The sequence below is a fragment of the Micromonospora sp. NBC_00617 genome (assembly GCF_045161355.1).
Taxonomy (GTDB): Bacteria; Actinomycetota; Actinomycetes; order Mycobacteriales; family Micromonosporaceae; genus Micromonospora.
Window position 1 is genome coordinate 3,218,351 of record NZ_CP107751.1, and the last position, 25,770, is coordinate 3,244,120.

Annotated in this window: 19 protein-coding genes, 1 tRNA gene and 2 pseudogenes; 6 read left to right on the top strand and 16 right to left on the bottom strand. The window is 71.1% G+C overall.

Going from position 1 to position 25,770, the window contains the following annotated elements:
* Nucleotides 1-101 precede the first annotated feature (101 nt).
* Nucleotides 102-840: pseudogene (locus tag OG505_RS14670) on the bottom strand (alpha/beta hydrolase).
* 145 nt (nucleotides 841-985) lie between these two features.
* On the opposite strand from OG505_RS14670, the gene OG505_RS14675 reads away from it, so the two are divergent.
* Nucleotides 986-1,297, top strand: coding sequence for a hypothetical protein (locus OG505_RS14675; RefSeq protein WP_405433867.1), 312 nt, complete (start codon nucleotides 986-988; stop codon nucleotides 1,295-1,297).
* Between the two features lie 437 nt (nucleotides 1,298-1,734).
* Here OG505_RS14675 and OG505_RS14680 read toward each other — a convergent pair whose 3' ends face one another.
* Nucleotides 1,735-2,913, bottom strand: a complete 1,179-nt coding sequence (locus tag OG505_RS14680; protein WP_405433869.1) for an ankyrin repeat domain-containing protein — start codon at nucleotides 2,911-2,913, stop codon at nucleotides 1,735-1,737.
* Nucleotides 2,910-4,028, bottom strand: a complete 1,119-nt coding sequence (locus OG505_RS14685; protein WP_405433870.1) for a hypothetical protein — start codon at nucleotides 4,026-4,028, stop codon at nucleotides 2,910-2,912. Before OG505_RS14685 ends, OG505_RS14680 begins: the two co-directional genes overlap by 4 nt.
* Before the next feature lie 321 nt (nucleotides 4,029-4,349).
* Between OG505_RS14685 and OG505_RS14690 the strand changes: the two genes are divergently transcribed.
* The 4 genes from OG505_RS14690 to xerC all read left to right on the top strand — a co-directional run bounded on the left by OG505_RS14690 (nucleotide 4,350) and on the right by xerC (nucleotide 10,001).
* Nucleotides 4,350-5,081, top strand: coding sequence for an NUDIX hydrolase (locus tag OG505_RS14690; protein ID WP_101409329.1), 732 nt, complete (start codon nucleotides 4,350-4,352; stop codon nucleotides 5,079-5,081).
* Nucleotides 5,078-6,229 carry a purine phosphorylase gene (locus OG505_RS14695; RefSeq protein WP_405433872.1) on the top strand — a complete coding sequence of 384 codons (1,152 nt, stop codon included), beginning with the start codon at nucleotides 5,078-5,080 and terminating at the stop codon, nucleotides 6,227-6,229. The genes OG505_RS14690 and OG505_RS14695 overlap by 4 nt, the downstream gene beginning before the upstream one ends.
* The gene (locus OG505_RS14700) at nucleotides 6,226-8,235 is read left to right on the top strand and encodes a hypothetical protein (RefSeq protein WP_405433873.1); all 2,010 of its coding nucleotides are present in this window, start codon (nucleotides 6,226-6,228) and stop codon (nucleotides 8,233-8,235) included. Before OG505_RS14695 ends, OG505_RS14700 begins: the two co-directional genes overlap by 4 nt.
* Nucleotides 8,236-8,792: 557 nt before the next feature.
* A complete protein-coding gene (gene xerC, locus OG505_RS14705; protein ID WP_405433875.1) occupies nucleotides 8,793-10,001 on the top strand; it encodes a tyrosine recombinase XerC in 1,209 nt (402 codons plus the stop codon).
* Nucleotides 10,002-10,105: 104 nt separating this feature from the next.
* Here xerC and OG505_RS14710 read toward each other — a convergent pair.
* The 9 genes and pseudogenes from OG505_RS14710 to ald form a co-directional block, all read right to left on the bottom strand.
* Nucleotides 10,106-10,179 (bottom strand) — tRNA-Pro (locus tag OG505_RS14710).
* 188 nt (nucleotides 10,180-10,367) lie between these two features.
* On the bottom strand, nucleotides 10,368-11,771 hold the full coding sequence (der, locus tag OG505_RS14715; RefSeq protein WP_405433876.1) for a ribosome biogenesis GTPase Der: 1,404 nt from the start codon (nucleotides 11,769-11,771) through the stop codon (nucleotides 10,368-10,370).
* A 49-nt stretch (nucleotides 11,772-11,820) separates the two neighbouring features.
* The gene (cmk, locus tag OG505_RS14720; RefSeq protein WP_405433878.1) at nucleotides 11,821-12,501 is read right to left on the bottom strand and encodes a (d)CMP kinase; all 681 of its coding nucleotides are present in this window, start codon (nucleotides 12,499-12,501) and stop codon (nucleotides 11,821-11,823) included.
* Nucleotides 12,502-12,695: 194 nt separating this feature from the next.
* Nucleotides 12,696-13,466 carry a pseudouridine synthase gene (locus OG505_RS14725; protein WP_405433880.1) on the bottom strand — a complete coding sequence of 257 codons (771 nt, stop codon included), beginning with the start codon at nucleotides 13,464-13,466 and terminating at the stop codon, nucleotides 12,696-12,698.
* Nucleotides 13,453-14,076, bottom strand: a pseudogene (scpB, locus tag OG505_RS14730) (SMC-Scp complex subunit ScpB); the annotation flags it as partial. The pseudogene scpB and the gene OG505_RS14725, both read right to left, overlap by 14 nt.
* Nucleotides 14,077-14,596: 520 nt before the next feature.
* Complete coding sequence (locus tag OG505_RS14735) at nucleotides 14,597-15,727, bottom strand: segregation/condensation protein A (protein WP_405433882.1); 1,131 nt, start codon at nucleotides 15,725-15,727, stop codon at nucleotides 14,597-14,599.
* A gap of 41 nt (nucleotides 15,728-15,768) precedes the next feature.
* Nucleotides 15,769-16,692 (bottom strand): ParA family protein, encoded by a 924-nt coding sequence (locus tag OG505_RS14740; protein WP_405433883.1) that lies wholly within the window; start codon nucleotides 16,690-16,692, stop codon nucleotides 15,769-15,771.
* 181 nt (nucleotides 16,693-16,873) lie between these two features.
* Entirely contained in the window at nucleotides 16,874-17,866 is a 993-nt protein-coding gene (locus OG505_RS14745; protein WP_405434503.1) for a site-specific tyrosine recombinase XerD, read from the bottom strand.
* A 12-nt stretch (nucleotides 17,867-17,878) separates the two neighbouring features.
* The gene (gene ald / locus OG505_RS14750; RefSeq protein ID WP_405433885.1) at nucleotides 17,879-18,994 is read right to left on the bottom strand and encodes an alanine dehydrogenase; all 1,116 of its coding nucleotides are present in this window, start codon (nucleotides 18,992-18,994) and stop codon (nucleotides 17,879-17,881) included.
* 226 nt (nucleotides 18,995-19,220) lie between these two features.
* Between ald and OG505_RS14755 the strand changes: the two genes are divergently transcribed.
* A complete protein-coding gene (locus OG505_RS14755; protein WP_405434504.1) occupies nucleotides 19,221-19,544 on the top strand; it encodes a TM2 domain-containing protein in 324 nt (107 codons plus the stop codon).
* Between the two features lie 89 nt (nucleotides 19,545-19,633).
* Here the strand turns inward: OG505_RS14755 and OG505_RS14760 are convergent, their stop codons facing one another.
* From OG505_RS14760 to OG505_RS14775, 4 genes are all read right to left on the bottom strand, one after another.
* On the bottom strand, nucleotides 19,634-20,239 hold the full coding sequence (locus tag OG505_RS14760) for an NUDIX domain-containing protein (protein ID WP_405433887.1): 606 nt from the start codon (nucleotides 20,237-20,239) through the stop codon (nucleotides 19,634-19,636).
* Complete coding sequence (locus tag OG505_RS14765; RefSeq protein WP_405433888.1) at nucleotides 20,236-21,987, bottom strand: CTP synthase; 1,752 nt, start codon at nucleotides 21,985-21,987, stop codon at nucleotides 20,236-20,238. Before OG505_RS14765 ends, OG505_RS14760 begins: the two co-directional genes overlap by 4 nt.
* 163 nt (nucleotides 21,988-22,150) lie before the next feature.
* Nucleotides 22,151-24,595, bottom strand: coding sequence for a hypothetical protein (locus OG505_RS14770; RefSeq protein ID WP_405433889.1), 2,445 nt, complete (start codon nucleotides 24,593-24,595; stop codon nucleotides 22,151-22,153).
* A complete protein-coding gene (locus tag OG505_RS14775) occupies nucleotides 24,595-25,752 on the bottom strand; it encodes a glycosyltransferase family 4 protein (protein WP_405433891.1) in 1,158 nt (385 codons plus the stop codon). Before OG505_RS14775 ends, OG505_RS14770 begins: the two co-directional genes overlap by 1 nt.
* Between the last annotated feature and the right edge of the window lie 18 nt (nucleotides 25,753-25,770).

The window sequence follows — 25,770 nt, forward strand, 5'->3', positions numbered from 1 at the left end:
TCCTGAGCTTCCTGGCGCTGGCCTCGTCGGCAGCCGTTGACGCCGATCCTGGTCATTTGAGCGGCATCCTGGCCGACAGTTCGTAGCGTCTGCTGCCGGCCTCACTTCAGGTGCCGGGCGAAGAACCGGTTCCCATCGTCCCCCTCGAACTGCGGAACGCCGGTGTGCCCGCCCATATTGGCGTGCAGCGTCTTCTCCTTGGAACCGAAGGCGTCGAACAGGTCCAGGGCCAACTGCCGGTCGTTTCCCTCGTCGTCCCACTGCAGCAGGACCTGCAGCGGAATGGTGACCTGCCGGGCCTCCTCGAACATGGTGCGGGGCACGAAACTCCCGGCGAACAGAAGGGCGGCCGAGATGCGCGGCTCGACCACCGCCAGCCGGAGGCCGATGGCGATCACCCCTCCCGAGTACCCGACCGGGCCGCCGATCTCGGGCAGCGAAAGGAGGGAATCCAGGGCGGCCCGCCATTCCGGGACCGCCTTTTCAACCAGCGGAAGGACGAGCCGGTCGACGATCTCGTCATCGACCGGCTCGCCAGCCTCCAACGCCCGGCGCAGGTCGGCGCGGGCCTCCTCGGCGGCGGCGAAACGGGGCCGGTCACCGCCCCCGGGGAGCTCGATGGTGGCCGCGGCGAAGCCCGCCGCTACGGAGTTGTCGCGCCCGGGCCACCAAGCGGGGGTACATCTTGTGCAGTCCGCCGGGGTGGCCGACCAGGATCAGCGGCGCCGGCGCCGGCGCGGATGCGGTCGCGGGCGTCCACAGGATGCCGGGGATCTCACCGAGGGTGAATTCGCGCTCAAGGACACCGTCGTCGAGGCGCTGCTCAGAAGTGAATTGCATGGTCGTGCCCTTCAGGAGTGTGCTCGTGGACGGCGCTCCCGGACGACCTATCGCCCGACCGTGACCCCGGAGGGAAGCACCCATGTCGATACGTTCACGGGTACCACCTCCTCGTTGTCTCGCACGGCCCTCCGGGAAAGTAGCAGTGGTCGCCGTGATCCGCCAACGGGTTCTTGCGGAGACTCCGTGGCTGGATGCCACAGACGACAACAAGCCGGTGACCTGGGTCACTCCCCACACCTCCCGCAAGACCGTGGCCACCCTCATCAAGGAAGCGACCGATACGAAGATCGCCGCAGCGCAACTTGGGCACTCCAGCGAGGAGGTCACCGCCACGTACTACATCGCCACGCCTGCCCAAGCCCCGGACGTCTCGGACATCCTCGAGCGACTCGGCACCGACCACGGAAGGCGGCAACGTCACGCACCCGCCCTGCCCAACGATGCGCATGGATGACAAACCTGGTTGTCGACCCCGGTAAATGGGGGGGGTTCGGGGGGCGGTTCAAAAACCCATAGACAAACTTAAAACCCTGACCGACGTTTCCGCTGATCAGGGCTTTAAGTTTGTCGGGACGGCCGGATTCGAACCGACGACCCCTTGACCCCCAGTGAACTGGCAGGTCTACCGGCGGCTGCCGGACGATACCGCCTCCTGCCGAATATGCAGGTCACCGGCCAGGCGGCGGTCCGAGGCAGGTCGGGTTCTACCGGGCCTTCCCGGGCCGTCCGTGAGACGGTTGTGAGATCTCACGGGCGGCCCGGCTGCAGAGAAGCGCTAGAGAACGGCACCAGCGCCTCTCCGCCACCGAACGCTCGAGGCACAGACCTCTCAACAGCTCGTACGACTTCCTCCCGCGCCCCGTGCTCCGACGCACGTGACTGGCGTTGGCGTTAGCGACCAAGCTGTCGATTCAGCTCCTCGAGCATGTCGGTTATCTCGAGTCGGCTGGCGGCGGCTGGCATGATCCGCGTGGTGCCGTAGGCGAGCTCCACCAACGCCGAGCGCGCGGTGGCAAGCTCGGCCGCAGTGGCGTCGAGCTGATGCCAGGATGCGTGGACTGCTGGGACGACGTCGTCGCGCAGGCGGACAGCAAAGGCCCGGGCCACCTCGGCGTCGGTGCCCGTCCGAGTGTTCCACTCGTCGTCTCCGAGATCCCCTAGGGCAATGTCGATGACGTCCGCCAGCAGATGGAGCATCTGCGCGTCTCCGGCGAGCCGGACGTTGGACGCGGCAACCCGGAGAGCGGTACGAACAATTGGCACGTCGTCCAGGCCGGCGTGGCGCTCGCCCAGCATGAACTGGATGTTCTGGCGTTGCCAGCCACGCGCAAGTTGCAGGGCCGTCATGTCATCGGCACTGACGGTGTCGATGGCGGCGCCGGCCAGCAGGAGGGTAGCGATGACCCGTCGTTCGTTGCGTTCGACTGCGTGCATCAAAGCGGTTCGCCCTTGCCGGTCGCGGGCATTCACGTCGGCGCCGGCATCAAGGAGCACGTCGGCTGCGGCGTGATCGCCTCGACGCGCCGCCACCACGATCGCTGGTGTGGCGTCGGAACGCTGTTGGTTAGCGTCCGCTCCATAGGCGAGGAGAAGTCGTAGCACCGCCGGTGCGACGGCTCGCGTCACCGCGGTGATGAGTGGTGCTTCCTCGTTCGGGACGGGGGTCGCTCCCGCTTCCAGCAGCACCCGTAGCGTCGCAAGAGCTGTTGGTGTCGGGCGGAACGCGGTGTGGGACAGGGCCTGGGTCAGCACGCTCGGTCCGGTGGCGGGTTCCGCCGTGAGCGCCCCGTGGGCGATAAGAAACAGCACCACCTCCGTGTGTGCCTCGAGTACGGCGGCGCGCAACGGCGAGGCGGTGTAGGGATCGGCGGGGCCGGTGCGCGCGCCTGCGTTGACCAGCATGCCTACGATCCCCCGCCGGCCGCTGCGCGCTGCTTCGGCCAGCACCGATCCTCGGAATCGGCCAACCGGGACGTTCGGGTCTGCGCCGTTGGCCAGCGCTTGCCCGACGGCCACCTCGTCCCCAGCCTGCACGGCGTCGATCAGGCGCTGATCGGCAGCCTCGTTCATCGATCATCACCCGTGGTCTCACTGAACGCTCGCAGATGCAGCCGTGCCGCAGGGTTGCTGGCGAACCAGGCGAAGAAGTCGTTGTCCGCATCAAGGCCGGCGCGAACCGCGTCACACCAGTCCTGCCGATCGAGCACGGCCAGGTACTGCCGGACGAAGTGGTCTCGCTGTTCATTGGTGCATCCGGATCGCTGCGGATCCTGATCCGCCAGATGGTCGGCGATGACCGCGGCGTCGACGTACCTGTTCAGGGCCGGTGTCTGCCGGCCGAGGCGAGCCACGTGCGCGGCGAGGACATGAGGCGCCGGCGGATAGTGCTCGAGGGTCATGCCCATGCCACCGCAGCCCGCCATTATCTTCAATAGTCGCCCGGTGTGGTCGACCAGGTCATCGTCGGTCTCAGTTCCGGTGATCGCTTCGTGCAGGTGAGCTGCAGTGGCGACGCGGCCGGCGAAGTAGCCGTTGAGGTAGTCACCGTCGCAGGCGTAGCGCAGCAGCCATCGACGCGAGGCGTATGCCCCCTGCTGGCAGAGCGCCTCGATGACGTAGACCCGTCCCCAACCGGCAACACGATGGGCCAGCCACAACAACGCTTCCTCACCTCCGCGGCGACGTCGCAGCGCCTCCGCGGCCAACGGCCCAAACCTATCCGACAGCAGCCCGATGGTCTGAACCAGCGGGATGTCTTCCTCCGCCCAATCCGTGGCGAGCAGTGCCAGCCCAACAGTGGCTGAGCATCGATCAGTGCTGTGCCGCACCAGCCACCGGCCGGTCTGCCGCACCCGCTGCCGGTCCGCGCGCAGCGCCGCTGCCGCGATGTGCTCGTTGTAGTGGATCGGGACGTCAACCTCGCAGAACTCGTCGGCGAGTTCGCTCGGTGGCGCATCGGCCTTGCCGAAGTGCATGTCGAGGATGGCGGCAACGTCGACGCCGCGGAGGCGCTGATCTTTCCGGGTCTGCGGGCGCTGCCGCCGGTAGCGGTGGCGTTCGTCGTCCGGATACGGCTCGCCATCACTTGGCAGGGGCGAGTCCGGATCTTGCTGATGCAGGCGCAGGGCGTGTTCGAACAGGGCGGTCTGGGGTCCGAGCGATCCAGGCTCGGTCGTCACGCTCACCGGCGGACGGAGGACTCGATTCTCTCGATCATGGCCGGGATGATGCCAGCCCGGGCCGACCACGGCAAGTGATTAGGCGCTACGCCGAAACGGTGAAGTGGCTACCGAGCCATGCGCGGCACTCAGCCGGCTTTGTCCCACTACCCCCACTTCATCGATCGCTTAGCCTAGACACCGTCTTTCCCGGCATCACCGTTACCACGAATGGCGGCGCTACCGCACTCGTGGCACCTCTTGGTGATCGAGACACTACTCAAAGTGTCGGCCTTACGACAGCGCCGAGCCCTTTTTGTCGTATCGACAAAAAGCTATGGTCGAGCAGTGCCCGATGACACCTGGGAACCACCCCTGATCCTGCTCGCTGTCGATCTCGTGATCCTCACCCTGCGCGGCGGTCGTCTAAACCTGCTTCTCGTACGGCGCGGTGTTGAGCCGTTCGTCGGGCGGGCAGCGCTGCCTGGTGGGTTCCTCGCCGATGAGCGCGAAGACATTCTCAGCGCCGCCCGCCGGGAGCTGCGGGAGGAGGCGGGGCTCACCGACATCCCGCACCTAGAGCAGCTCGGTACATACGGCGACCCCGACCGTGACCCTCGTGGACGCGTGGTCTCCGTCGCCCACCTCGCCGTCGTGCCGCGCCTTCCCGAGCCCGTCTCTGGAACCGACGCCGCAGCTGCTGAGTGGACGCCAGTCGACGACGTACTGGCCGCGCGGGTACCGCTCGCCTTCGACCACTTGCGCATCGTCGTCGACGGGGTGGAGCGTGCTCGCTCCAAACTGGAGCACACGGACCTGGCGACGGCCTTCTGCCCGGAGGTCTTCACCCTCACAGAGCTGCAGCAGGTCTACGAGGCCGTCTGGGGTACACCGCTCGATCCCCGCAACTTCTACCGCAAGGTCCAGGGCACGAAGGGCTTCGTGGTCCCCGCCGGTCCGCCCCGCGCCACGGGCACCGGCCGCCCGGCCCGCGTCTACCGCGCTGGTCCGCGCCGGAACCTCTACCCACCCATGATCCGCACGGTTCCGACCGTCGCAGCCGGAGGAGACGAGAGATGACCAGACCCGTGGTCGTGCTCACCGCACTGGACCTCGAGTACAACGCAGTCCGCGAACGTCTCACGAAAGTCGAACCGCACGTACATCCGATGGGCACGCGCTTCGAGCGTGGCACCGTGACCGGAGGCTCCTGTGAAATCGTTCTCGGCCTTGTCGGCAAGGGCAACCACCCCTCCGCCGTCATCGCCGAGCGCGCCATGACCGAGTTCGACCCGGAAGCGGTCATCTTCGCCGGCGTGGCTGGGGCGCTCTGGCCCTCCGTCGGCCTCGGCGACGTCGTCGTGGCCACCCACGTGTACGCCTATCACGGCGGCACTAGCGAGAGCGACGCTTTCCGCACCCGGCCTCGCGTGTGGGAGATCCCCCATGCCTGTGATCAGCTCGCCCGGCATCTTGAGCGGGAGCGAGGCTGGGCGCGGGGCCTCGCCGGAGGAGTGCCCAAGGTGCGGTTCGGCCCAATCGCCGCCGGAGAGGTCGTCCTCGACTCGGCGTCGTCGCCTGAGGCGACGCGCATCCGTGATCACTACAACGACGCGTTGGCGGTGGAGATGGAGTCGGCCGGGGTCGCCCAGGCCGCCCACCTGAACCGCTCTCTGCCGGCCGTCGTCGTCCGCGGCATCAGCGACCGTGCCGACGGGACCAAGGTCCACACCGACGGCGAGAACTGGCAGCCGCGTGCCGCCGCCAACGCCGCGGCCTTCGCCCTCGCGCTCGCTCAGGAACTCGGGGCGCAGCATGGCTCCTCCCCTCGCCGTCCTCGGAAAGAAGCAGGTGATGCGTCGATGTCCGGCTCCGTCAGAAACGTCGCCAAGGGCAACGCTCACGTCGGATTTCAAGCGCACACCGTTCACCACGCGACCGTCTACGGCGGGCCGGGCGGTGCGGGCGGGGAGACATTCCACGAACAGCTCGCAGACTTGCGCGCCTCGCTCCGTAAGATCCATGAGGCGGGTGACGTGGACGCGGTCACCTACCGCGCGGCGGAGCAGGAGCTGGACGCCGCCGCCGCCGACGTGCCCCCGGCCGACGACGAGGCACGGAGCCGCGCAACCACGGCTCTGCGGAAGCTGCGCGGCCTGCTGTTGGACTGGACGGACCTCGCCACACGGGTCACGGGGCTCATGTCGGCTCTGCGGGATCTGTCATGAGCGCCGGACCGCAGGAAAAGACGTTCACCAACGTCGCGGACGGCAACGCCCACGTGGGCTTCCAGGCCCAGGAGGTCCACATTGAGGGCGGATACCACGTCAGCGACGACGACCCGCCTGAGCGGCAGTTCGAGGTCGGTCTCCGCTACCTGGAGATCAGCGCCCCACCCGAGGCGAGAGAGCTAATCATGAAAGCGGTCGCCCGGGGCTACCAGAACTCCCGCGCCTGCTTCTATCTGGCGCTCGCACTGTTGAGCGGCCGTACCCTGCAGAGCCTGACGGACCAGGAACTCGCGCAGCTGGCACACGTCCGCCGCTGGGCGGCGCAGCGCTCCCAAGATCCCTGGGCCCGGGGCATCAATGTCGTCAGCTCGCTGCTGGACTCGCTGCCGCAGACCACGGCGGAGACTCCCGACCCGGCCGCGATCGGTGTGGTGGTCAGGGAGTTCGAATCGCTCAACCCACCCCTGCAGGAAAGCATCCTCAACCACCTCGAGGTTTTCTTGGCCGGCCCGCACCAGGACTGGACCTGGCAGAAGACGTTCGCGGCCGCCCGGCGGGACAGGACAGCCAACGACCGGGTGGAGCGGGTCTGGAAGTTCTTCCAGCCCAAGCCGATCCCTCCCAGGCCGGTTCCGCCACATCCGATCCGTAAGGACGCGGGGGACTATCTACGCGCCCTCGGCGGCTCGGCACTGCTCCTCGTCACGGGCCTTGCGGTGGTCCAGTACGCCTGGGCCCACTCATGGCTTCGCTCAGCCGGCTACCTGATGGTGGCTCTTGGAGCCGTCGTCGTCGTGGTCCGGGCCGGATTCACGATCAGGCTGGCTCGGCATCGACGCCGGGCGGCCCGCCAGCGTCTCACCTTCACACCCCGGCGTGCTCCCGCACAGTCCGACCGGTTCGCCTCAGCGATGGACTCCTTGTTCGACCGCTACTTCGGACGTTACCTGCCGCCGGACATAGCCCGGGAGACGTGGCTGGCGGAGACGGCGGGCATCCGGCAGACCCTCCGTAACGAGCTGGTCGAGCTGTATCGGGAGCAACCGGTCGACGCCAAGCGTGTCGCCTGGCTAGTGAGATTCCTGGCCAGCGACGTCAAGCGGCAGTGGCTCAGCGGTGAGCTGACCGCGGATCCCGAGGACTCCCGAGTGTCATCCTCGACGCGGACCGCCTTCGGCACCGCGGTGTTCGCCCTGTTGGTTGCCGGACCGCTGCTGCTGTGGCAGGCCCTCGTCGAGGCGCCGTTCACGACGGTGATCGCGATGGCCGGAATCGTGGCCGGGGCTCGACTCGCCATTCAGGGCTGGCTCGCGATCCTTCTCGAGGGCCACCGCTACCGGGACGACCTAGGCCGGGTCCGGCGCGACTACGAGGACCGGCGCGCGGCGTACGACCGGTGGGTGCGCAAGTTGGAATCGAAGCCGACCGACGCGGAGATGGCGCATTGGCTCGACTGCGACCGCAAGATCCTGGTCGAGGACACGCTGCGGCACTACCGCGTGGCCGCGCAGGACGTGATAGCGCACGCCTTCATCGAGGCGCCCGTGCCCGGGTGCAAGCGGGCCCGGGTCAGCAAGGGACCCTGGCGCTACTCACGATACAAACTTCTCCTCTTCCTGCTCACCAAGGACGGCGTCCGCCAGGTCACGGTCACCCTCGACTTCGAGACCATGGAATTCGGCGATCAGCAGCGTCTCACCTACCAGTACAACTCGGTCGTGGCGGCGCACGTCGTCGATGCCCGCAACGGCGAGAAAAAACTATCCCTTACCCTGACGAACAATCCCCGGGACGAGCTGACGATCACCGGTGAGTGGCCAGGCATGCCGGAACTCGGCGACGACGACCGCATCGCCTCCCAGGTCTCCCTCGACGCCTCGGGCCTCGAGCGCACCCTGCACGTGCTGGAGGGCATCGCTGCCGAAGGCAAGGAATGGATCACCCACGAGAACCGCCGAGAACACGCCGGCCTCCGGCGGCTCGTCGCAGCGATGGAGGGCTGACGGATGCGGTGCTGCTCGGCGCGGGGTCAGGGTCGGGCAGCACCGCGGTTTGGGATGCGGCAGGGTGGTGCTCGGTGACACGGACGTCATCGATCCAACCTCGCTCAGGGGTCGGCCGGCTGGTACCTGCGGACCTGCGGACCTGCGGACCTGCGGACCTGCTACGGACGTTAGTGCCGACGCCTGCCGAAGGGTTGGTGATGTCGGCTGGCTGACGGCCCGGCACCTAGCGCTGACCCAGGGTCCGGGTGCGAAGAGGCCGCCAGACCACTGCCCCGACCGGGTTGCCCTCAGAACAGTAGAAGCGCGTCGAACTCCGGTTCTTCGTCCCTGCTGGCCATGACACCTCGGCTGCCGCTCATACGGCGGCGGCCTGCGGGACCATCGCCCACCACTTCCTCCCCCCGCCACTTGCCAGGGGAGTGATTCACCCTTGACGGATCGACAAGTAGGACCGTCACACGCAGGCAGGACATGCGGGGTTGTCGCGATGCTGTCGCAGCCGAACGGGGCAACGGTAGAGGTGGCAAAAGCTCACCTCTACCGAGGAGGACGTCATGAGACAGAACCCGAACCGGGGCCGCGTCTACCGCTGCTGCGCCTGTCGTGACAGCACCGGCCGACTACTCGGCCCCCGGTGCCCCAAGCTGTCCAATGCCCGGCACGGCGGCTGGGCGTTCGCCGTCGACCTGCCGAGCCTGACCAAGCGCAGCACCATGCGGCGTACCGGCTTCGCCACCAAGGCGGCAGCCTCGGCGGCCCGCGCCCATGTGCTTGAGTGCGAGCGCGCCGGCGTCAGCCTCGACGACAGCGAAACGGTCGCCAGCTACCTCACCTGCTGGCTTGAGGCCAAGTCCCCGAGCCTCAAGACGAACACCGTGAACCGCTACAGCGCCTACATCCACAACGACCTCATCCCCGCGCTCGGCGCCGTGCCCTTGGAGCGGCTCACTCACGACCACGTCACCCAGTTCATCCAGCGTGAGCTCGCCACCGGCCGCGGCCCGGTCACCCTGCGCCGCTGCATCACGACCCTGTCGAGCGCGCTCAACGACGCCCGCCGCAACCACCGGCTGCCCCACAACGCCGCTCGCTTCGCTACGGTCCCGCGACCGCCGACGCCCGAGCTCACCTGCTGGAGCACCAACCAGACAAGCGCGTTCCTGCGGCACTGCCACGCCGTTGAGGATCCGCTTGCGGACCTGTTCGAGTTGATGATCTGCACCGGGATGCGAAAAGGCGAGACTCTGGGCCTGCACTGGGCCGATGTGGACCTCGATGCGCGGGCACTGTTCGTGCGCTGGACGTTGGTCAGCGTCGACAACAGCCGCAGCATGTTGAACGCGCCCAAGACCCACGGCAGCCGGGCCTGGGTCGCCCTGTCCACCCGGGCCGTCGCCGCGTTGCAGCGGCAACGCCGCCGCCAATGCCGGCAACAGGTGACCGCCCGCCATCACGACAATCTCGACCTCGTGTTCGCCAGACCCGATGGGCAACCCCTGCGGCCGCAGTACGTGCTCGACCACCTGCGCCGCCTCACCGCCGACGCCGGGCTTCCGGCAATTCGGGTGCACGACCTGCGACACATCGCCGCCACCATCATGATCAACCAAGGGGTGCCGATCGCCGTGGTGTCCAAGACGCTGCGCCACAGGAACGTGGCCACCACCGTCGACATCTACGGCCATCTCACCCGCGACGCCGCCGCCGACGGCGTGAGCGCCACCTGCGCGGCCCTCGACGCGGCCGACGCCCGGGCCGCCTGACCGCTTTTGCAAGATCCGTGCGTGGGTGCGACAGCAACGCGACAATACAGCCCTGAAACGATCACAGGGGATATGCCTGTCGGCATATCCCCTGGTCAGATGCGTCGGGACGGCCGGATTCGAACCGACGACCCCTTGACCCCCAGTCAAGTGCGCTACCAAGCTGCGCCACGTCCCGCCCCCGCGTGGTTTCCCCCGCGACAGCCGGTACAGCTTAGCGCAGCAGCTGCCGGTCGTCCGCACAGGCCCCACCCGGGTCGCGTGGGCCGCGAACCACCACACACCGCCTAGAGCGTCCTAGGAGGGTGGGGTAGAGAAATGCCGGATGACCCCGAAGGGCCATCCGGCATTTTTGGGCGTGCGGGGTCAGCCGTGCGCCTTGCCACGGCCGCCGGGGCCGAGCTTCTTGCGAGGGCGTACGGAGATCTCGATGGGGCTGCCCTCGTACCCGAACTCCTCGCGGAGCTTGCGCTCGACGAAGCGCTGGTATCCGGCATCCAGCGGGCCGGTGGTGAAGAGCACGAACCGCGGCGGCGCCACCCCGGCCTGGGTGGCGAACAGGATGCGTGGCGCGCGTCCGCCGCGCACCGGGTGCGGGGTGGCCTGCACCAGCGCGGTGAGCCACTGGTTGAGGTGCGCGGTCGGCACCCGGGTCTCCCAGCTGGTGAGGGCCTTGTTCAGGGCCGGGGCCAGCTTGTCCACCGCCCGGCCGGTCATCGCCGACAGGTTCAGCCGGATCGCCCAGGGGATGCGGCGCAGCTCCCGGTCGATCTCCTTGTCGAGGTAGTACCGGCGGTCGGCGTCGACCAGGTCCCACTTGTTGAACGCGATGACGAGCGCCCGGCCCGCCTCGGTCACCATCGTCAGGATCCGCTGGTCCTGCTCGCTGATCGGTTCGCTGGCGTCCAGCAGCACCACGGCCACCTCGGCGGCCTCAATGGCGCCGGCGGTACGCAGGCTGGCGTAGTACTCGGTGCCGCTGGCCTTGCCGACCCGCTTGCGCAGACCGGCCGTGTCGACCAGCTGCCAGGTCTGACCGCCGATGTCGACCAGGCTGTCCACCGGGTCCACAGTGGTGCCGGCGACCGAGTCGACGACCGCCCGCTCCTCGCCGGAGAACCGGTTGAGCAGGCTGGACTTGCCCACGTTCGGCCGGCCGACCAGTGCCACCCGGCGCGGCCCGCGCGGCCGGTTCTCCACGATTTCCGGGGCCTCCGGCAGCGCGGCGAGGATGGCGTCCAACAGGTCACCGGAGCCGCGTCCGTGCAGCGCGGACACCGGGAACGGCTCGCCGAGGCCGAGCGACCACAACGAGGTGGCCTCCATCTCGATGGCGGTGTTGTCGGCCTTGTTCGCCACCAGGATCACCGGCTTGGCGCTGCGCCGCAGCATCTTCACCGCAGCCTCGTCCACGTCCGTGGAGCCCACCATCGCGTCGACCACGAAGAGGACCACGTCGGCGGTGACCACCGCCGTCTCGGCCTGCGCCGCGATGGCCGCGGCCCGGTCCTTGGCGTCCGGTTCCCAACCGCCGGTGTCCACGACGGTGAACGACCGGCCGTTCCACTGCGCGTCGTACGGCACCCGGTCCCGGGTCACGCCGGGGATGTCCTCGACGACCGCCTGTCGACGGCCGATGATCCGGTTGACCAGGGTGGACTTGCCCACGTTCGGACGACCCACCACGGCCACCACCGGCTGCGGGCCGGTCGGCTCCTCGACGGCGACGTCGGGCTCGCGCAGCTCAACCCAACCGGCGTCGCTACTCATGCCGCTCCTCCGCTGCGCTGCGGACCGTCAAGAGCCACAAGCGCGTTACTCATGCCACGCCCCGCTCGGTGAGCAGGTCACGCAGCCGGACCACGACCTCGTCGATGCCCAGCTCGGTCGTGTCCAGCACGACGGCGTCCGGCGCCTGGGCCAACGGGTTGACCTTGCGGGTCGAGTCGAGCCGGTCCCGGCGGGCCAGGTCGGCGGCGGTGGCCGCCACGTCGGCGGCGTCCTCGGCGCTGCGCCGGGCGGCACGAGCCGCCTCGGAGGCGGTGAGGAAGACCTTCAGGTCGGCGTCCGGCGCCACGACCGAGCCGATGTCGCGGCCCTCGACCACCATCCGACCGGCGTTGACGATCATCTCGCGCTGGCGGGCGACCAGCAGCTCACGGACCGCCTGCACCGCGGCCACGGCGGAGACCGCCCCGGTCACCTCGGCGCCGCGGATGTCCGCGTCCACGCCCACGCCGTCGACGGTCACACCGTACCCCTGGGGGTCGGTGCCAATGCGCAGGTCGACCTCGCCGGCCACCTTCGCCACCGACGCGGCGTCGGTGAGGTCCACGCCGGAGCGCAGCACGGCCCACGTGATCGCCCGGTACATCGCCCCGGTGTCCAGGTAGCGCGCGCCGATGCCGGCGGCGAGCCGCCGCGACACGGTGGACTTACCCGATCCGGACGGCCCGTCCACAGCGACCACACATCGCCCGGTCCGTACGTTTTCCTCCACCGTGTCCTCCTCAGCCCGTACCTCGCGGATCGCCCGGTGCTCTGGCGCCGCAAGCGGTTGTCAATCGTCATCAATCATGCCCGGGGTTCCTGGCGGACCCACGCGCGCCGCCGCCCGAGGCGACCCACGCCACCTCAGCCGGCCGCGTTCCGGCCGTCGCGAGCCTACCGGCACCCGTACCCCGAACTCGGGGGTCAGTCACCCACCGCGTTGAACAGGGCGGCGACCTCGGCGTTGGTCAGCCGCCGGATCCGCCCGGTGCGCAGTTCACCGAGCCGGATCGGCCCGATCGCGGTACGCACCAGCCGGGTGACCGGGTGCCCGACCTCCTCCATCAACCGCCGGACGATGTGCTTGCGCCCCTCGTGCAGGCTCAGCTCCACCTGGGCGGATTTACCCAGCGTGTCCACCACCTTGAACGAGTCGACCTTGACCGGCCCGTCCTCCAGCTCGACGCCCGCGAGGAGCCTCTTGCTCAGGTTGCGCGGAATCGGCCCGACCACCTCGGCGAGGTAGGTCTTGAGCACCTCGTACGAGGGGTGCATGAGCTTGTGCGCGAGGGTGCCGTCGTTGGTGAGCAGCAGCAGGCCCTCGCTGTCCGCGTCGAGCCGCCCGACGTGGTAGACCCGCTGCTCCACCCGGTTGCCGATGAACTCGGCAAGCTCGTTGCGTCCCTTGTCGTCCGCCATGGAGGTAACCACCCCGCGCGGCTTGTTCATCGCCACATAGACCAGGCGAATGTCGACCTGGAGGCGCTCCCCGTCAACGTGGATCACCGCGGTGGCCGGATCGACCTTGTCGCCGAGCTTCGCCACGCGCCCGTCCACGGTCACCCGGCGCCGGAAGATCAGGTCCTCGCAGGCACGCCGGGAGCCCACGCCGGCGGCGGCGAGCACCTTTTGCAGGCGCTCTGCCCCCTCATAGACGGGGGCGTCGGATTTCGGGGAACGGTTATCGGGTCGCATCAGCAAGCTCTTCTACGTCGTCGGGCAAAAAGGGTGCGAGAGGTGGCAGTTCGTCGACGGTGTTCAGCCCGAGCTTCTCCAGGAACAGCGTGGTGGTCCGGTAGAGGAACGCCCCGCTGTCCGGTTCGGCGCCGCACTCCTCGACGAGGCCGCGAGTGAGCAGAGTACGGATCACGCCGTCGCAGTTGACACCCCGGATGGCCGAGATCCGCGACCGGGTCACCGGCTGCTTGTACGCGACCACGGCCAGAGTCTCCAACGCCGCCTGGGTCAGCCGCACGGACTGCCCGTCCAGGACGAACCGCTCGACGTACGTAGCGTATTCCGGCCGGGTGTACAACCGCCAACCGCCCGCCGCCCTGCGCAGCTCGAACCCGTGCCTGGCGGCCGTGTAACCGGCGGCGATCTCGTCGAGCATCGGTCCGATCCGCTCGGCCGGCTGCTCCAGCACCTGCGCCAGGACCAGCTCGCTGACCGGTTCGTCCACCACCAGCAGGATCGCCTCCAGCGCGCCGCGCAGCTCGGCGTCGGGCAGGTCGGGCGCGGGCTCCGGCGCGGCCGTCACCCGCCGCCGCCCCCCAACCTCCCGCCGAGGTACGCCCCCAGCCCCGGCAGCCCCGGCAGGCTCAACAGCCCGGACCGACTCGGCAGCCCCGGCAGGCTCGGCAGCCCCGGCAGGCTCGACGGCAGGCTCGGCCGGCCCGTCAACGATCGTGGATGATTTCGGCCCCTGGAGAGGCGGTTCGCTTCCACGGTCGTCGGTGGGCGTCGGCGGGACGGTGCCCGCCGCGGCTGCGTTCGCGGGTTGGTCGGTGTCGTGTTCCCCGTCGACCTCGACGGCGCTGGGAGACCCAGGGAGGGTGCGGACGCCGAGCCGCGCGGGCGCGTCAGGTGCACCGGCAGCGTCGGCATCCTCGGCAGGTTCAGCAGCGTCGGGAGACTCAGCGGCCGCGGGAGACTCAGCAGCGCAGGCAGCCTGGAAAAGCTCGGCAGCCTCGGGAGCCTGGGAAAGCTCGGCGGCCGCGGGAGATTCGGTGGCGTCGGCAGTGGTGGGGGCCGGTGGGCGGGGGCGATTCCACGGCGGGACCCAGGCGGCGGCCTGGTCGGCCAGGGAGTCCCGGCGTTCCTCGTCACTCATCCCGCTCACCCTCCGTCATTTCCGTTCCGCCCGCTCCCGCGAACTCCGAGCCGGCCTCCCCCGCCGACCCAGGCCCGGCCTGCGCCGCCGACCCAGGCCCGGCGACGAACGCCGATGTCGGCCCAGACTCCCCCGCCGGCTCCGGCTCGGCCACGCGCGCCGATGTCGGCCCAGCCTCCCCCGCCGGCTCCGGCTCGGCCACGAACGCCGCCCCGGGCCCGGGCTCGCCCGCCGACTCCAGTGCTGGGGCCGGGTCGGGGTCGGCGGGGGTGCCGGCGTACTCGTCGACGTGCAGGTCGGTTTCGCCGTCGACCGGGCCGGTCCAGCGCACGGTCAACTCCTCCAGGGCCTGCTCCTGCACGAAGGCCACCAGACCCTCCCGGTACAGCTCCAGCAGCGCCAGGAACCGCGCCACCACCTCCAGGGTGGCCTCGCAGTCCGCGCAGAGCAGCGAGAACGTCGCCGTGCCGGCCCGGCGCAGCCGGGAGGCGAGGATCGCCGCGTGTTCACGGACGCTGACCCGGACCATGTGCACGTGGGCGATGGACACCTCGGGCACGGGTTTCGGGGTCATCGCCCGTACGGCCAGCTTCAGCAGTCGCTGCGGGCCGATGCCGAGCACCAGGTCGGGTAGCGCCTCGGCGTAGCGGGGCTCCAGGCTGACCGCGCGGGGATACCGCCGACCGCCGACCGCCTCCAACTCGGCGATGTGCGCCGCCGCCTCCTTGTACGCCTTGTACTGCAGGAGCCGGGCGAAGAGCAGGTCGCGCGCCTCCAGCAGGGCGAGGTCCGCCTCGTCCTCCACCTCGGCGGCGGGCAGCAGCCGGGCCGCCTTGAGGTCGAGCAGGGTCGCGGCGATGAGCAGGAACTCGCTGGCCTCGTCGAGGTCCCAGCTGTCACCCATGGCGCGGATGTAGGCGATGAACTCGTCGGTGACCGTGTGCAGGGCCACCTCGGTGACGTCGAGCTTGTGCTTGCCGATCAGTTGCAGCAGCAGGTCGAACGGGCCGGTGAAGTTGGCCAGCCGCACCGTGAAGCCGGTGGCAGCCGTGTCGGCGGGCTGCACACCGTCGACCACGGCCGCAGCAGCGGCTTCGGGTGGGTCGAGGGGTGGCGCGGTCACCGCACGACCGTAGTCCACGACACGGACACGGGGCGTTCCGGCTACCGCTCCGACTGGGCGGCGATCACCTCACGGGCCAACTGACGGTAGTTGCGCGCCCCGGAGGACGCCGGGTCCATCGTCGTGATCGGGGCACCGGCCACGGTGGACTCGGGGAACTTCACCGTCTTGGTGATGACCGTCTGGTAGACCTTGTCGCCGAACGCCTCGACCACCCGCTGGAGCACCTGACGGCAGTGGGTGGTGCGGCTGTCGTACATGGTGGCGAGGATGCCTTCGAGTTCCAGGTCGAAGTTGAGCCGCTCGCGCACCTTGTCGATGGTGTCCAGCAGAAGCGCGACGCCGCGCAGGCTGAAGAACTCGCATTCGAGGGGAATGAGCACGCCGTGCGCGACGGTCAGCGCGTTGATCGCCAGCAGGCCGAGCGAGGGCTGGCAGTCGATCAGGATGTAGTCGTACTCCTTGCGCACCGAGCGCAGCACCCGGGACAGGGCCATCTCCCGGGCGACCTCGTTGACGAGCTGGATCTCGGCGGCGGAGAGGTCGATGTTGGCCGGCAGCAGGTGCAGACCCGCGACGTCGGTCTTGATGAGGACGTCCTCGGCGGTCACGTCGTCCTGCATGAGCAGGTTGTAGACGGACAGGTCGAGGTTGTGCGGGTTGACCCCCAGGCCCACCGAGAGCGCGCCCTGCGGGTCGAAGTCGACAAGCAGCACCTTGCGGCCGTACTCGGCCAGCGCCGCGCCCAGGTTGATGGTGGTCGTGGTCTTGCCGACGCCACCCTTCTGGTTGGCCATCGCGATGATGCGCGCCGGGCCGTGCCGGTCGGTGGGCATCGGCTCGGGGATCGGCTTGCGCATGGTGTAGGCAGCCGGGTCCGCGGGACCCAGGTCCGCGCCGAGCGTGGCCTGCTGCTCGCGGAGCTCCGACGTCCAGGTCTCGGCACGGTCACCGTTGCCAGCCATGTGCTCGTTGCCCCCTCCCGACGACCCACCCGGCGTCGGAGCCGTCCGACGTCCTTCGCGGCGCCGCTGCGCACCCCGGTCGTGTCGCCCCAGGAGGTCCGCGCCGATGCCGACTGTACGCCACCGACCAGCAGGGCGTTCGGCACCGGCCCGGCGTGTCGAAGCCGACGACCGCCGGGGTTCAGCCGAGGGCGCGCGGGTGGGCCGTGGCGTACACCTCGCGCAGCCGCTCGACGGTGACGAGGGTGTAGACCTGGGTGGTGGTCACCGAGGCGTGGCCCAGCAACTCCTGGACCACCCGGACGTCGGCGCCCCCGTCGAGCAGGTGGGTGGCGTACGAGTGGCGCAGGGTGTGCGGGGAGACCGCGGCAGCGCCCTCGACCGGCAGGCCGGCCCGCCCGGCGGCGCGGCGCAGGATGGCCCAGGCGCCCTGGCGGGACAGCGCTCCGCCGCGCGCGTTCAGAAAGACCGCCGGGGTTCCCTTGCCGCTGGCGGCCAGCCCGGGTCGGGCCCGGACCAGGTAGGCGCGCACCGCCTCGACGGCGTACCCGCCGATCGGCACCAGCCGCACCCGGCCGCCCTTGCCGCGCAGCAGCACGGTGCCCTCGTCGGCGTCGAGGTCGTCGATCGCGACGCCGATCGCCTCGGAGATCCGCGCGCCGGTGCCGTACAGGAATTCCAACAGCGCCCGGTCGCGCAGCGCGAGCGGCGCCTCCTCGCCGGTCGCGGTGATCGCACCGGCGGTCTCCAGGAGCCGGACCACGTCGTCGACTCCCAGCGCGCGGGGCAGCCGGCGCGGCGGGGTGGGCGGGCGGACGTCGCGGCTGGGGTCGGCGCCGGCCAGTCCCTCGCGCAGCGCGAAGCGGTGCAGGCCGCGGACGGCGCTGGCCGCGCGGGCGGCGGACGACACGGCGAGGGGCGGATGGTCGTCGTCGCCGGCGCGCAGTCGGGCCAGGTGCGACTCGACGACGCCGGCACCGACCGACGCGAGGTCGGCGACGCCGGCGTCGGCCAGGGTCGTGAGATAGCGCTCCAGATCCCGGCGGTACGAGGCGAGGGTGTTCGCGGACAGGCCGCGCTCGACGGTGAGGTGGTCGAGGTAGCCGCGCACGGCACGGCGCAGGGCCGGCGCGGGCTCCGCGCCCACGCCGGCCTGCTGCGCGACCCCGGTCAGACCGCCACCGCCTTAGGCCAGGACGTCGGCCAGCGGGAGCACGGTCATGCCGTGCGCCTCGGCGACCGGACCGTAGGTGACCTGGCCGTCGTGGGTGTTGAGGCCCAGCGCGAGGGCCGGGTCGTTGCGCAGCGCGTCGCGCCAGCCGTTGTTGGCCAGCTCCAGGGCGTACGGCAGGGTGACGTTGGTCAACGCGTAGGTGCTGGTGTTCGGCACCGCGCCGGGCATGTTCGCCACGCAGTAGAAGATCGACTCGTGCACCTTGTAGACCGGGTCGGCGTGCGTGGTGGGGCGCGAGTCCTCGAAGCAGCCGCCCTGGTCGATGGCGATGTCGACGAGCACGCTGCCCGGCTTCATCCGGGAGACCAGCTCGTTGGAGACCAGCTTCGGTGCCTTCGCGCCGGGCACCAGCACCGCGCCGATGACCAGGTCGGCGTCGAGCACGGCCCGCTCGATCTCGTACGCGTTCGAGGCGACGGTCTGCAGGTGACCCCGGTAGATGGCGTCGGCCTGGCGGAGCCGGGCGACGTTCTTGTCCAGCAGGAGCACCTCGGACTGCAGGCCCAGGGCGATGGCGGCGGCGTTCAGGCCGGAGACGCCGGCGCCGATGACCACGGTCTTCGCCGCGTACACCCCGGAGACGCCGCCGGGCAGCACGCCACGCCCGCCGCCGGTGCGCATCATGTAGAACGCGCCCACCTGCGGGGCGAGCCGGCCGGCCACCTCGGACATCGGGGCGAGCAGCGGCAACGACCGGTCGGGCAGCTCGACGGTCTCGTACGCGATGCCGGTGACCTTGTGGTCGATCAGCGCGTCGGTGCACTCTTTGGAGGCGGCCAGGTGCAGATAGGTGAACAGCACCTGCCCCTCGCGCATCCGGTGGTACTCCTCGGCGATCGGCTCCTTGACCTTGAGCACCAGCTCGGCGGTGTCCCACACCTCGTCGGCGGTGGCCAGGATCGTGGCGCCCGCCGCGGCGAACTCGTCATCGGTGATGCTGGAGCCGACGCCGGCGCCGGACTCGACGAAGACCTGGTGGCCGCTGCAGGTGAACTCGTTGACGCCCGCCGGCGTGATCGCCACGCGGTACTCGTGGTTCTTGACCTCGCGTGGGATTCCGACCTTCACGATGCAGACACCTCTCTTCGGGGCTGCTTGCCCCCGACTGCTCGCTCCCGCGGCGGCCCCATTGCCGCCACGGTCCACCGGTCCCGCCGGCGGCAGTCTAGGCGCGCTCGGCCCCGCCACGAGCCAGCACAGTGGCATCCGGTGCCCGGGTGACCTGACGGAATGTCCGGGCGCCGAACGGGCCGGCAGTGGGACGCCACCTCAGCCGTCAGGACAGTGTTCGCCCATTATCGTCCCATCTGACGGGTGGCAGTGCGGACAGCGGGCGAGTGGATCACTAGTGTGTCCGCCCATGACCACTCCTCCTTACCAACCCGGGTACGCCCCGGGTTACTCCGACAAAAGCAAGATCGTCGCGGGCATCCTCGGCATCCTGCTCGGCACCTTCGGGGCCGGTCGGTTCTACACCGGACACACCAAGATCGCCGTCCTCCAGCTCGTCGTGAGCCTGGTGACCTGCGGCTTCGGCGCGCTCTGGGGCGTCATCGACGGCATCCTGATCCTGGTCAACGGCGGCACGGACGCGCAGGGTCGCCCGCTGCGGGACTGACCGGCCACGCCGACACGCAAAGGGGCCCCGCGGCTGACCGCGGGGCCCCTTTGTGCGTACGACCGACCGGGAAGGACCGGCGGCGGCGCTCAGCGCGGCAGCGGTGCCTCCGCCCGGCGCAACGCCGCGAAGCCGGAGTCCCGGGCGCGCGCCGCCGCGAGCAGGCCGGCCACCGCGGACGCGTTGGTGATCTCGCCGGCCAGGACCATGTCGACGGCCTCGTCCAGGTCGACGCGGACGACCTGCAGGTCGGCCTCCTCGTCGTGGCGCTCGTGACGCTCCCCCGCCGGCACGTCGGCCAGGTCGCGGGCCAGGAACACCCGGACGATCTCGTTGGTGAACCCCGGCGAGCTGTGCAGGTCGACCAGCACGTCGATCCGCCCGGCGGTGAGGTCGGCCTCCTCGGCCAGCTCCCGCAGCGCGGCGGCCGGCAGCTCCTCACCGGAGACGTCCATCAGCCCGGCGGGCAGCTCCCACAGGTGCCGGCCGACCGGGTGCCGGTACTGGCGGATCAGCACCACCTGGCCGGCGTCGTCGAGGGCCACCACGGCCACCGCCCCGACGTGCCGGACGAGGTCGCGCAGCGCGGTCCCGCCGCCCGGCATGGTCACCTCCTCGGTGACCACATCGAAGATCCGACCCCGGTAGCGCTCCTCGCGGGAGCGCACCTCGTAGCGGTGCTCAAGGTCGCTCACGAGGCCGACGGGGCCTTCGTCGCGGCGCCGTTGCGGGCGGCCTTGCGTGCCGACGGGGCCTCCGACGCGGCCTCCAGGTCGACCGGCAACTGGTCGGCCTGCGAGTACGTCACGGCGGCCCGGACGAACGACGCGAACAGCGGGTGCGGGTGGGTGGGACGACTCTTCAGCTCCGGATGCGCCTGCGTGGCCACGAAGAACGGGTGCAGATCCCGGTCCAGCTCGATGAACTCGACCAGCCGGCCGTCCGGGGAGGTGCCGGAGATGTGCAGGCCCGCCTTGGTCAGCGCGTCCCGGTAGGCGTTGTTGACCTCGTAGCGGTGCCGGTGCCGCTCGCTGATGTCGGTGCTGCCGTACGCCTCGGCGACGATCGAGCCCTCGGTCAGCGTCGCCGGGTACGCCCCGAGCCGCATGGTGCCGCCCAGGTCGCCCTTGCCGGCGACGATGTCCTCCTGGTCGGCCATGGTGGCGATGACCGGGTGCGCGGCCTGCTCGTCGAACTCCAGCGAGTTGGCGCCGTCCAGGCCGGCCAGGTGCCGGGCCACGTCGATCGTCATGCACTGCAGGCCGAGGCAGAGGCCGAGCAGGGGGATGCCGTTCTCCCGGGCGTACCGGGCCGTGCCGATCTTGCCCTCGATGCCGCGGACGCCGAACCCGCCCGGGATGAGGATGCCGTCCACGCCGGCCAGGGCCGCCGCCGCGCCGGCCGGGGTGACGCACTCGTCGCTGGGCACCCAGCGCAGCTGCACCCGCGCCCGGTGACCGAAACCGGCCGCCCGGATCGCCTCGCTCACCGACAGGTACGCGTCCGGCAGGTCGACGTACTTGCCGACCACGGCGACGGTGACCGTGTGCCGGGGCCGGTGCACCCGCTCCAGCAGGTCGTCCCAGCTCGCCCAGTCCACGTCCCGGAACGACAGCCCGAGCCGGCGCACCACGTACGCGTCGAGCCCCTCGCGGTGCAGCACCTTCGGGATGTCGTAGATGCTCGGGGCGTCCGGCGCGGCGACGACCGCCTCGGCGTCGACGTCGCAGTACAGCGACAGCTTCTCCTTGAGCTTCACCGGGATCTCCCGGTCGCAGCGCAGCACGATGGCGTCCGGCTGGATGCCGATGTTGCGCAGCTGCGCCACCGAGTGCTGGGTCGGCTTGGTCTTCAGTTCGCCCGACGGCGCCAGGTACGGCACCAGCGACACGTGCAGGTAGAAGCAGTTGTCCCGGCCCAGGTCGTGGCGGACCTGGCGGATCGCCTCCAGGAACGGCAGCGACTCGATGTCGCCGACGGTGCCACCGACCTCGGTGATGACCACGTCGGGCAGGACGCCGTCGTCGTCCGGGTCGGCCATCGCCAGGATCCGCGACTTGATCTCGTTGGTGATGTGCGGGATGACCTGGACGGTGTCGCCCAGGTACTCCCCCCGGCGCTCCTTGGCGATCACGTCGGAGTAGATCTGGCCGGTGGTGACGTTCGCCTTGCCGGACAACGCCCGGTCCAGGAAACGCTCGTAGTGCCCGACGTCGAGGTCGGTCTCGGCGCCGTCCTCGGTGACGAAGACCTCGCCGTGCTGGAACGGGTTCATCGTCCCGGGGTCGACGTTGAGGTAGGGGTCGAGCTTCTGCATCACCACACGCAGCCCGCGCGCGGTCAACAGGTTGCCGAGGCTGGAGGCGGTGAGGCCCTTACCCAGCGAGGAGGCAACGCCCCCGGTGACGAAAATGTGCCTGGTCGTCCGTGCTGATGGGGCCAAGGCCTGCTCCCGTGTCGTCTGTCGCGGTCATGCAGACCGCCGTGCTCGATCAGCAAAGTGATCACGCGATCCACGGGATTCCACGGTAACACCTCCCCGGCGGGTACTCGCAGGCCGCACCCCGGGTGCGACCGGAGCGGGCCACCCGGACGACGCCCGACGGTCAGGAGGCGGCAACCTCGGTCGATGGCCGGGTGGCCGGCGCGGCCGGTGTGTCCGCCGGTCGTCGCTGCGCCGGCGCGGCGGGTGTCCCGGCCGCCGCGTCCGCGGCCGGACGCTCCGGCGGCGACTGCGCGGGCCCGTCGACCACCGCAGGGCCCACGGGCGCGTCCGGCCCCGCGGGCAGCACGACCGCTCGTGGGGGCGCCGCGGGCGGGCCGCCGATCGGCCGGGGATGACCCGCGCCCAGCGGTCCACCGCCACCGGTCGGACCGTCACCTCCACCGGCCGGCCCGTCGCCACCGGAGCCCGAGTCGTCGTCGGCCCCGTTCTCCCGGGCACGGCCCGTGCCCGGACGGGTCCGGTCGGCGGCATGCCCGAGGACCCGCAGCGACGCCAGCGCCGCCATCGGCACCACCAGGGCGGCCGCCGCGCCCGCCACGTCCAGCGCCGCGCCGTCGAGCACGCCACCCAGCACCGCCGCGACCGCCGTGCCGGCCAGCGCGGCGCGGATCGCCGGGTAGATGCCGAACAGCCGCATCAGCCCGCCCCACGGCTGCAGCAGGGCGAACCACACCAGCAGCCCACCGGCCAGCGCCAGCACGGTCAACGGGCTGTTCACCAACGTCTCGAAGTTCGCCGTGCTGGACCGGTGCACGGTGAACCCGCCGGTGCCGTCCGCCATCGCGGACAGGAACCGGCCCAAACTCCCCCGCTCGGCCGCCGGCCGCCGCAGGTCCACCACGGCGAAGCCGATGCCGACCGCCAGGGCGGCCATGGTGGCCCACGCCAGTCGGGTGATGGTCAGCCAGCCGCCGGCGCTGATCGCCGCGGCCACGCTCAGCCCGGCGGTCAGCGCGATCGCGCCGACCGGGTCGGCGCCCAGGTACGGGCTGCCGACCACCACCACGGCGAGACCGCCCACGGCGACCATCACGGCGGGCCGCCAGCGGCGGTGCACCCGCTGGGCGAACCACCCGCCGGTCACCAGCGCGCTGGCGAGGAACACTCCCAGCCCGACCGTGCTCAGCCCGGCGTACCGGCCACCCTGCAACGCGGAGTAGCCGACCACGCTGTTGAGCTGCAGGCTCGACCCGGTGAGCACGTCCAGCCCGACGACCAGGGTCGTGAGGCCGGCCACCGCGCCGAACGGGCCGAGCGTGTTCGCGTACCCGGGGGCGAACCGGACCGCCACGGTGCCACCCGCGACCAGCAGCGCGGTGACCACGGCGAAGATCCATCCGGGGTGCTCGCCCCGCCACCAGGGGACGGCGTCGGCGAGCAGCGCGGCCGGAACGGTCAACGCCGCCGCCACCAGCAGCAACTCCACCACCGCCACGACGCGGGCGGAGACCGGGGTCGGGCCGGCCGGACCGGCGTGCGGTCGGGCCCGGCGCAGCAACGGCAGCAACGCCAGAGCCAGCAGCACCTGAAGCCCGGCGAGCAGGGCGAAGAACCGGCCGGAGACGGCCCGCTGGGCGATCGCCTCCCGGTCGGCGTCCGCCGGCGCGTTGATCGCCTCCGTCAGGTCGGACGGTCGGCCGCCGGTGCTGACCGCCGGCCGGCCGAGGAACAACCGCTCCGGCATCGGCCGACCCAGCGCGGCCAGCGCCGTCGGCGCGAGGTCGACAAGTTGCAGGTAACCGTCCCGGCCGGTGCTGGCCGAGGTGAGCCAACCCCGCTCCCACCCCGGCCCGTCGGCGACCACCACGTGCAGCCGCGACGGCTGCTCGGTGTCGGAGATTCCGGCCACCAGCACCAGCGACCGGTCCGGCCGCGCGGCCAGGACCCGGGCCAACTGGGCGTCGGCCGCCCGCGCCTGCTCGGCACGCCCGGCCGGGTCGGTCCCCTCGACCGTGCCGAGGTCGACAATGCTCAGCACGCACGAGCCGAGCAGCTGGCGCGGATCGGCCGGCAGACCCGCGGCGTACCGGTCGACCCGGCCGAACGGGCGGGCGGCGGCCACGGCGGCACCCGGACCCACGGCGACCGAGCAGCGCACCGACTCCGACAGCGACCCGGGCATGGTGCCCCAGGGCAGCCGCTGCTGGTTGTGCTGGACCACGCTCTCCTGATCGGGCAGGTTCGCGCCGATCCCGTCCGGTTGTTCCACGGTCACGCCGGCGGGCGGGCAGCCGCCATCGGGCCGGGTGCCGTTCCACGCGGCGAAGCTTCCCGCGCCGAGGGTCAGCCACCCGTCGACCGGGCAGGTGGGCCGGTGCGCGGACCGCACCGACAGGGAGCCGATCGAGCCGTCCCGGGCCATCCGCCACAGCGTCGGGGTGCTCTGCTGGTCGACGTCCTCCCAGCGCAGCCCGGCGATCCCGGCGAGCACCACGAAGTCGGCGGTGCGCTGCGGGGTGCCCTGTGGCGGCCGGGCGGCCAGCGCGGTGACGCCCAACACCACCACGAGCACGGTCAGCAGGGCGGGAGCGAGTCGACGCATCATCACCGGTGTCCCGTCATCGGCGCGTCGGAGCCGGGGGCGGCCGGAGGAGTCGGACGAGCGGCCAGCTCGGCGTAGAGGGCCGCCAGCACGGCCACCGTGTCCGCCTCGGTGGGCCACGTCGCCGCCCGTTCGGCGCCGCGCCGACCCAGCTCGGCCCGGGCCTGCGGATCGTCCAACAGCGCGCGCACCGCCGCGTCGACCGCGTCCACGTCGCCGGCGGGGACCAGCGCGGCGGCGTCGCCGACCAGCTCCGGCAGGCCACCCACCGCGGTCGCCACCAGCGGCACACCGGCCCGCATCGCCTCCTGGGCGAACAACTGCCGGGCCTCCCAGTCGCTGGTGACCACCGCGAGGTCGGCGCCGGCGAGCAGGTCGGCCACGTCGGTGCGGTGCCCCAGCAGGGTCACCGGGGCTCGGGCCGCGGAGGTCCGCGCGGCCAGCGGCAGGTACGCCGGGCCACTCCCAGCGATCACCACGACCGGCGGCGGGGTACGCGTACGCCAGCGGGCGGCGGCGTCGATCAGCACGTCGTAGCGCTTCTGCGGGTGCAGCCGCCCCACCGAGAGGAGCAACGGCTGCTCCGGTCGTACGCCGAACTCGGCGCGCACGGCGGCGCGGCGTCGACGCGGCGCGGGCAGCGCCGGGGCGGCGACCGGGGCGAGTCGGGTGTCGGCGGCGCCCAGCGCGGCGGCCCGCTCGACCAGGTCGGTGGAGGCGCCGAGAGCCACCCGGACGCCCCGGGCGACCACCCGCTCGACGAACCGCGAGACCCCGCCGCGCAGGCCGCCCGCGAGGACCGCGTTGTGCCAGGTCACGATCAGCGGGGCGGACGGACGGGCCAGCACGGCGACGAGACCGGCGCGCAGGCCGTGCGCGTGCACCACGTCGACCCGGGCCGCGGCGAGCGCCCGCCGCAGGGCGAGCACCGCCCGCGCGTCGGCGGGGGTCGGGCTGGCCGGGATCTCCACCGGTTCGAAGCGCGCGCCGACGCCGGTGAAGTCGAACTGCTCCTGCGTGGCCGCCGGCCCGCAGACCAGCACGGTGGCACCGGCCGCGACGAGCCCGCGCGCCACCGAGCGGACGTGCTGACCGACCCCGCCGGTGCTGGACGCCAGCAGCAGCGCCACGGACCCTCGCCAACCGCTGGTTTCCGTCATTCCGGCCACCGCCGGTTC

Coding starts and splice junctions, on each gene's coding strand:
- OG505_RS14770 (WP_405433889.1), bottom strand. CDS start 24,595: ATGATGCGTCGACTCGCTCCCGCCCTGCTGACCGTGCTCGTGGTGGTG.
- OG505_RS14680 (WP_405433869.1), bottom strand. CDS start 2,913: ATGAACGAGGCTGCCGATCAGCGCCTGATCGACGCCGTGCAGGCTGGG.
- OG505_RS14695 (WP_405433872.1), top strand. CDS start 5,078: ATGACCAGACCCGTGGTCGTGCTCACCGCACTGGACCTCGAGTACAAC.
- OG505_RS14700 (WP_405433873.1), top strand. CDS start 6,226: ATGAGCGCCGGACCGCAGGAAAAGACGTTCACCAACGTCGCGGACGGC.
- OG505_RS14775 (WP_405433891.1), bottom strand. CDS start 25,752: ATGACGGAAACCAGCGGTTGGCGAGGGTCCGTGGCGCTGCTGCTGGCG.
- der (WP_405433876.1), bottom strand. CDS start 11,771: ATGAGTAGCGACGCCGGTTGGGTTGAGCTGCGCGAGCCCGACGTCGCC.
- OG505_RS14725 (WP_405433880.1), bottom strand. CDS start 13,466: ATGCGACCCGATAACCGTTCCCCGAAATCCGACGCCCCCGTCTATGAG.
- OG505_RS14740 (WP_405433883.1), bottom strand. CDS start 16,692: ATGGCTGGCAACGGTGACCGTGCCGAGACCTGGACGTCGGAGCTCCGC.
- xerC (WP_405433875.1), top strand. CDS start 8,793: ATGAGACAGAACCCGAACCGGGGCCGCGTCTACCGCTGCTGCGCCTGT.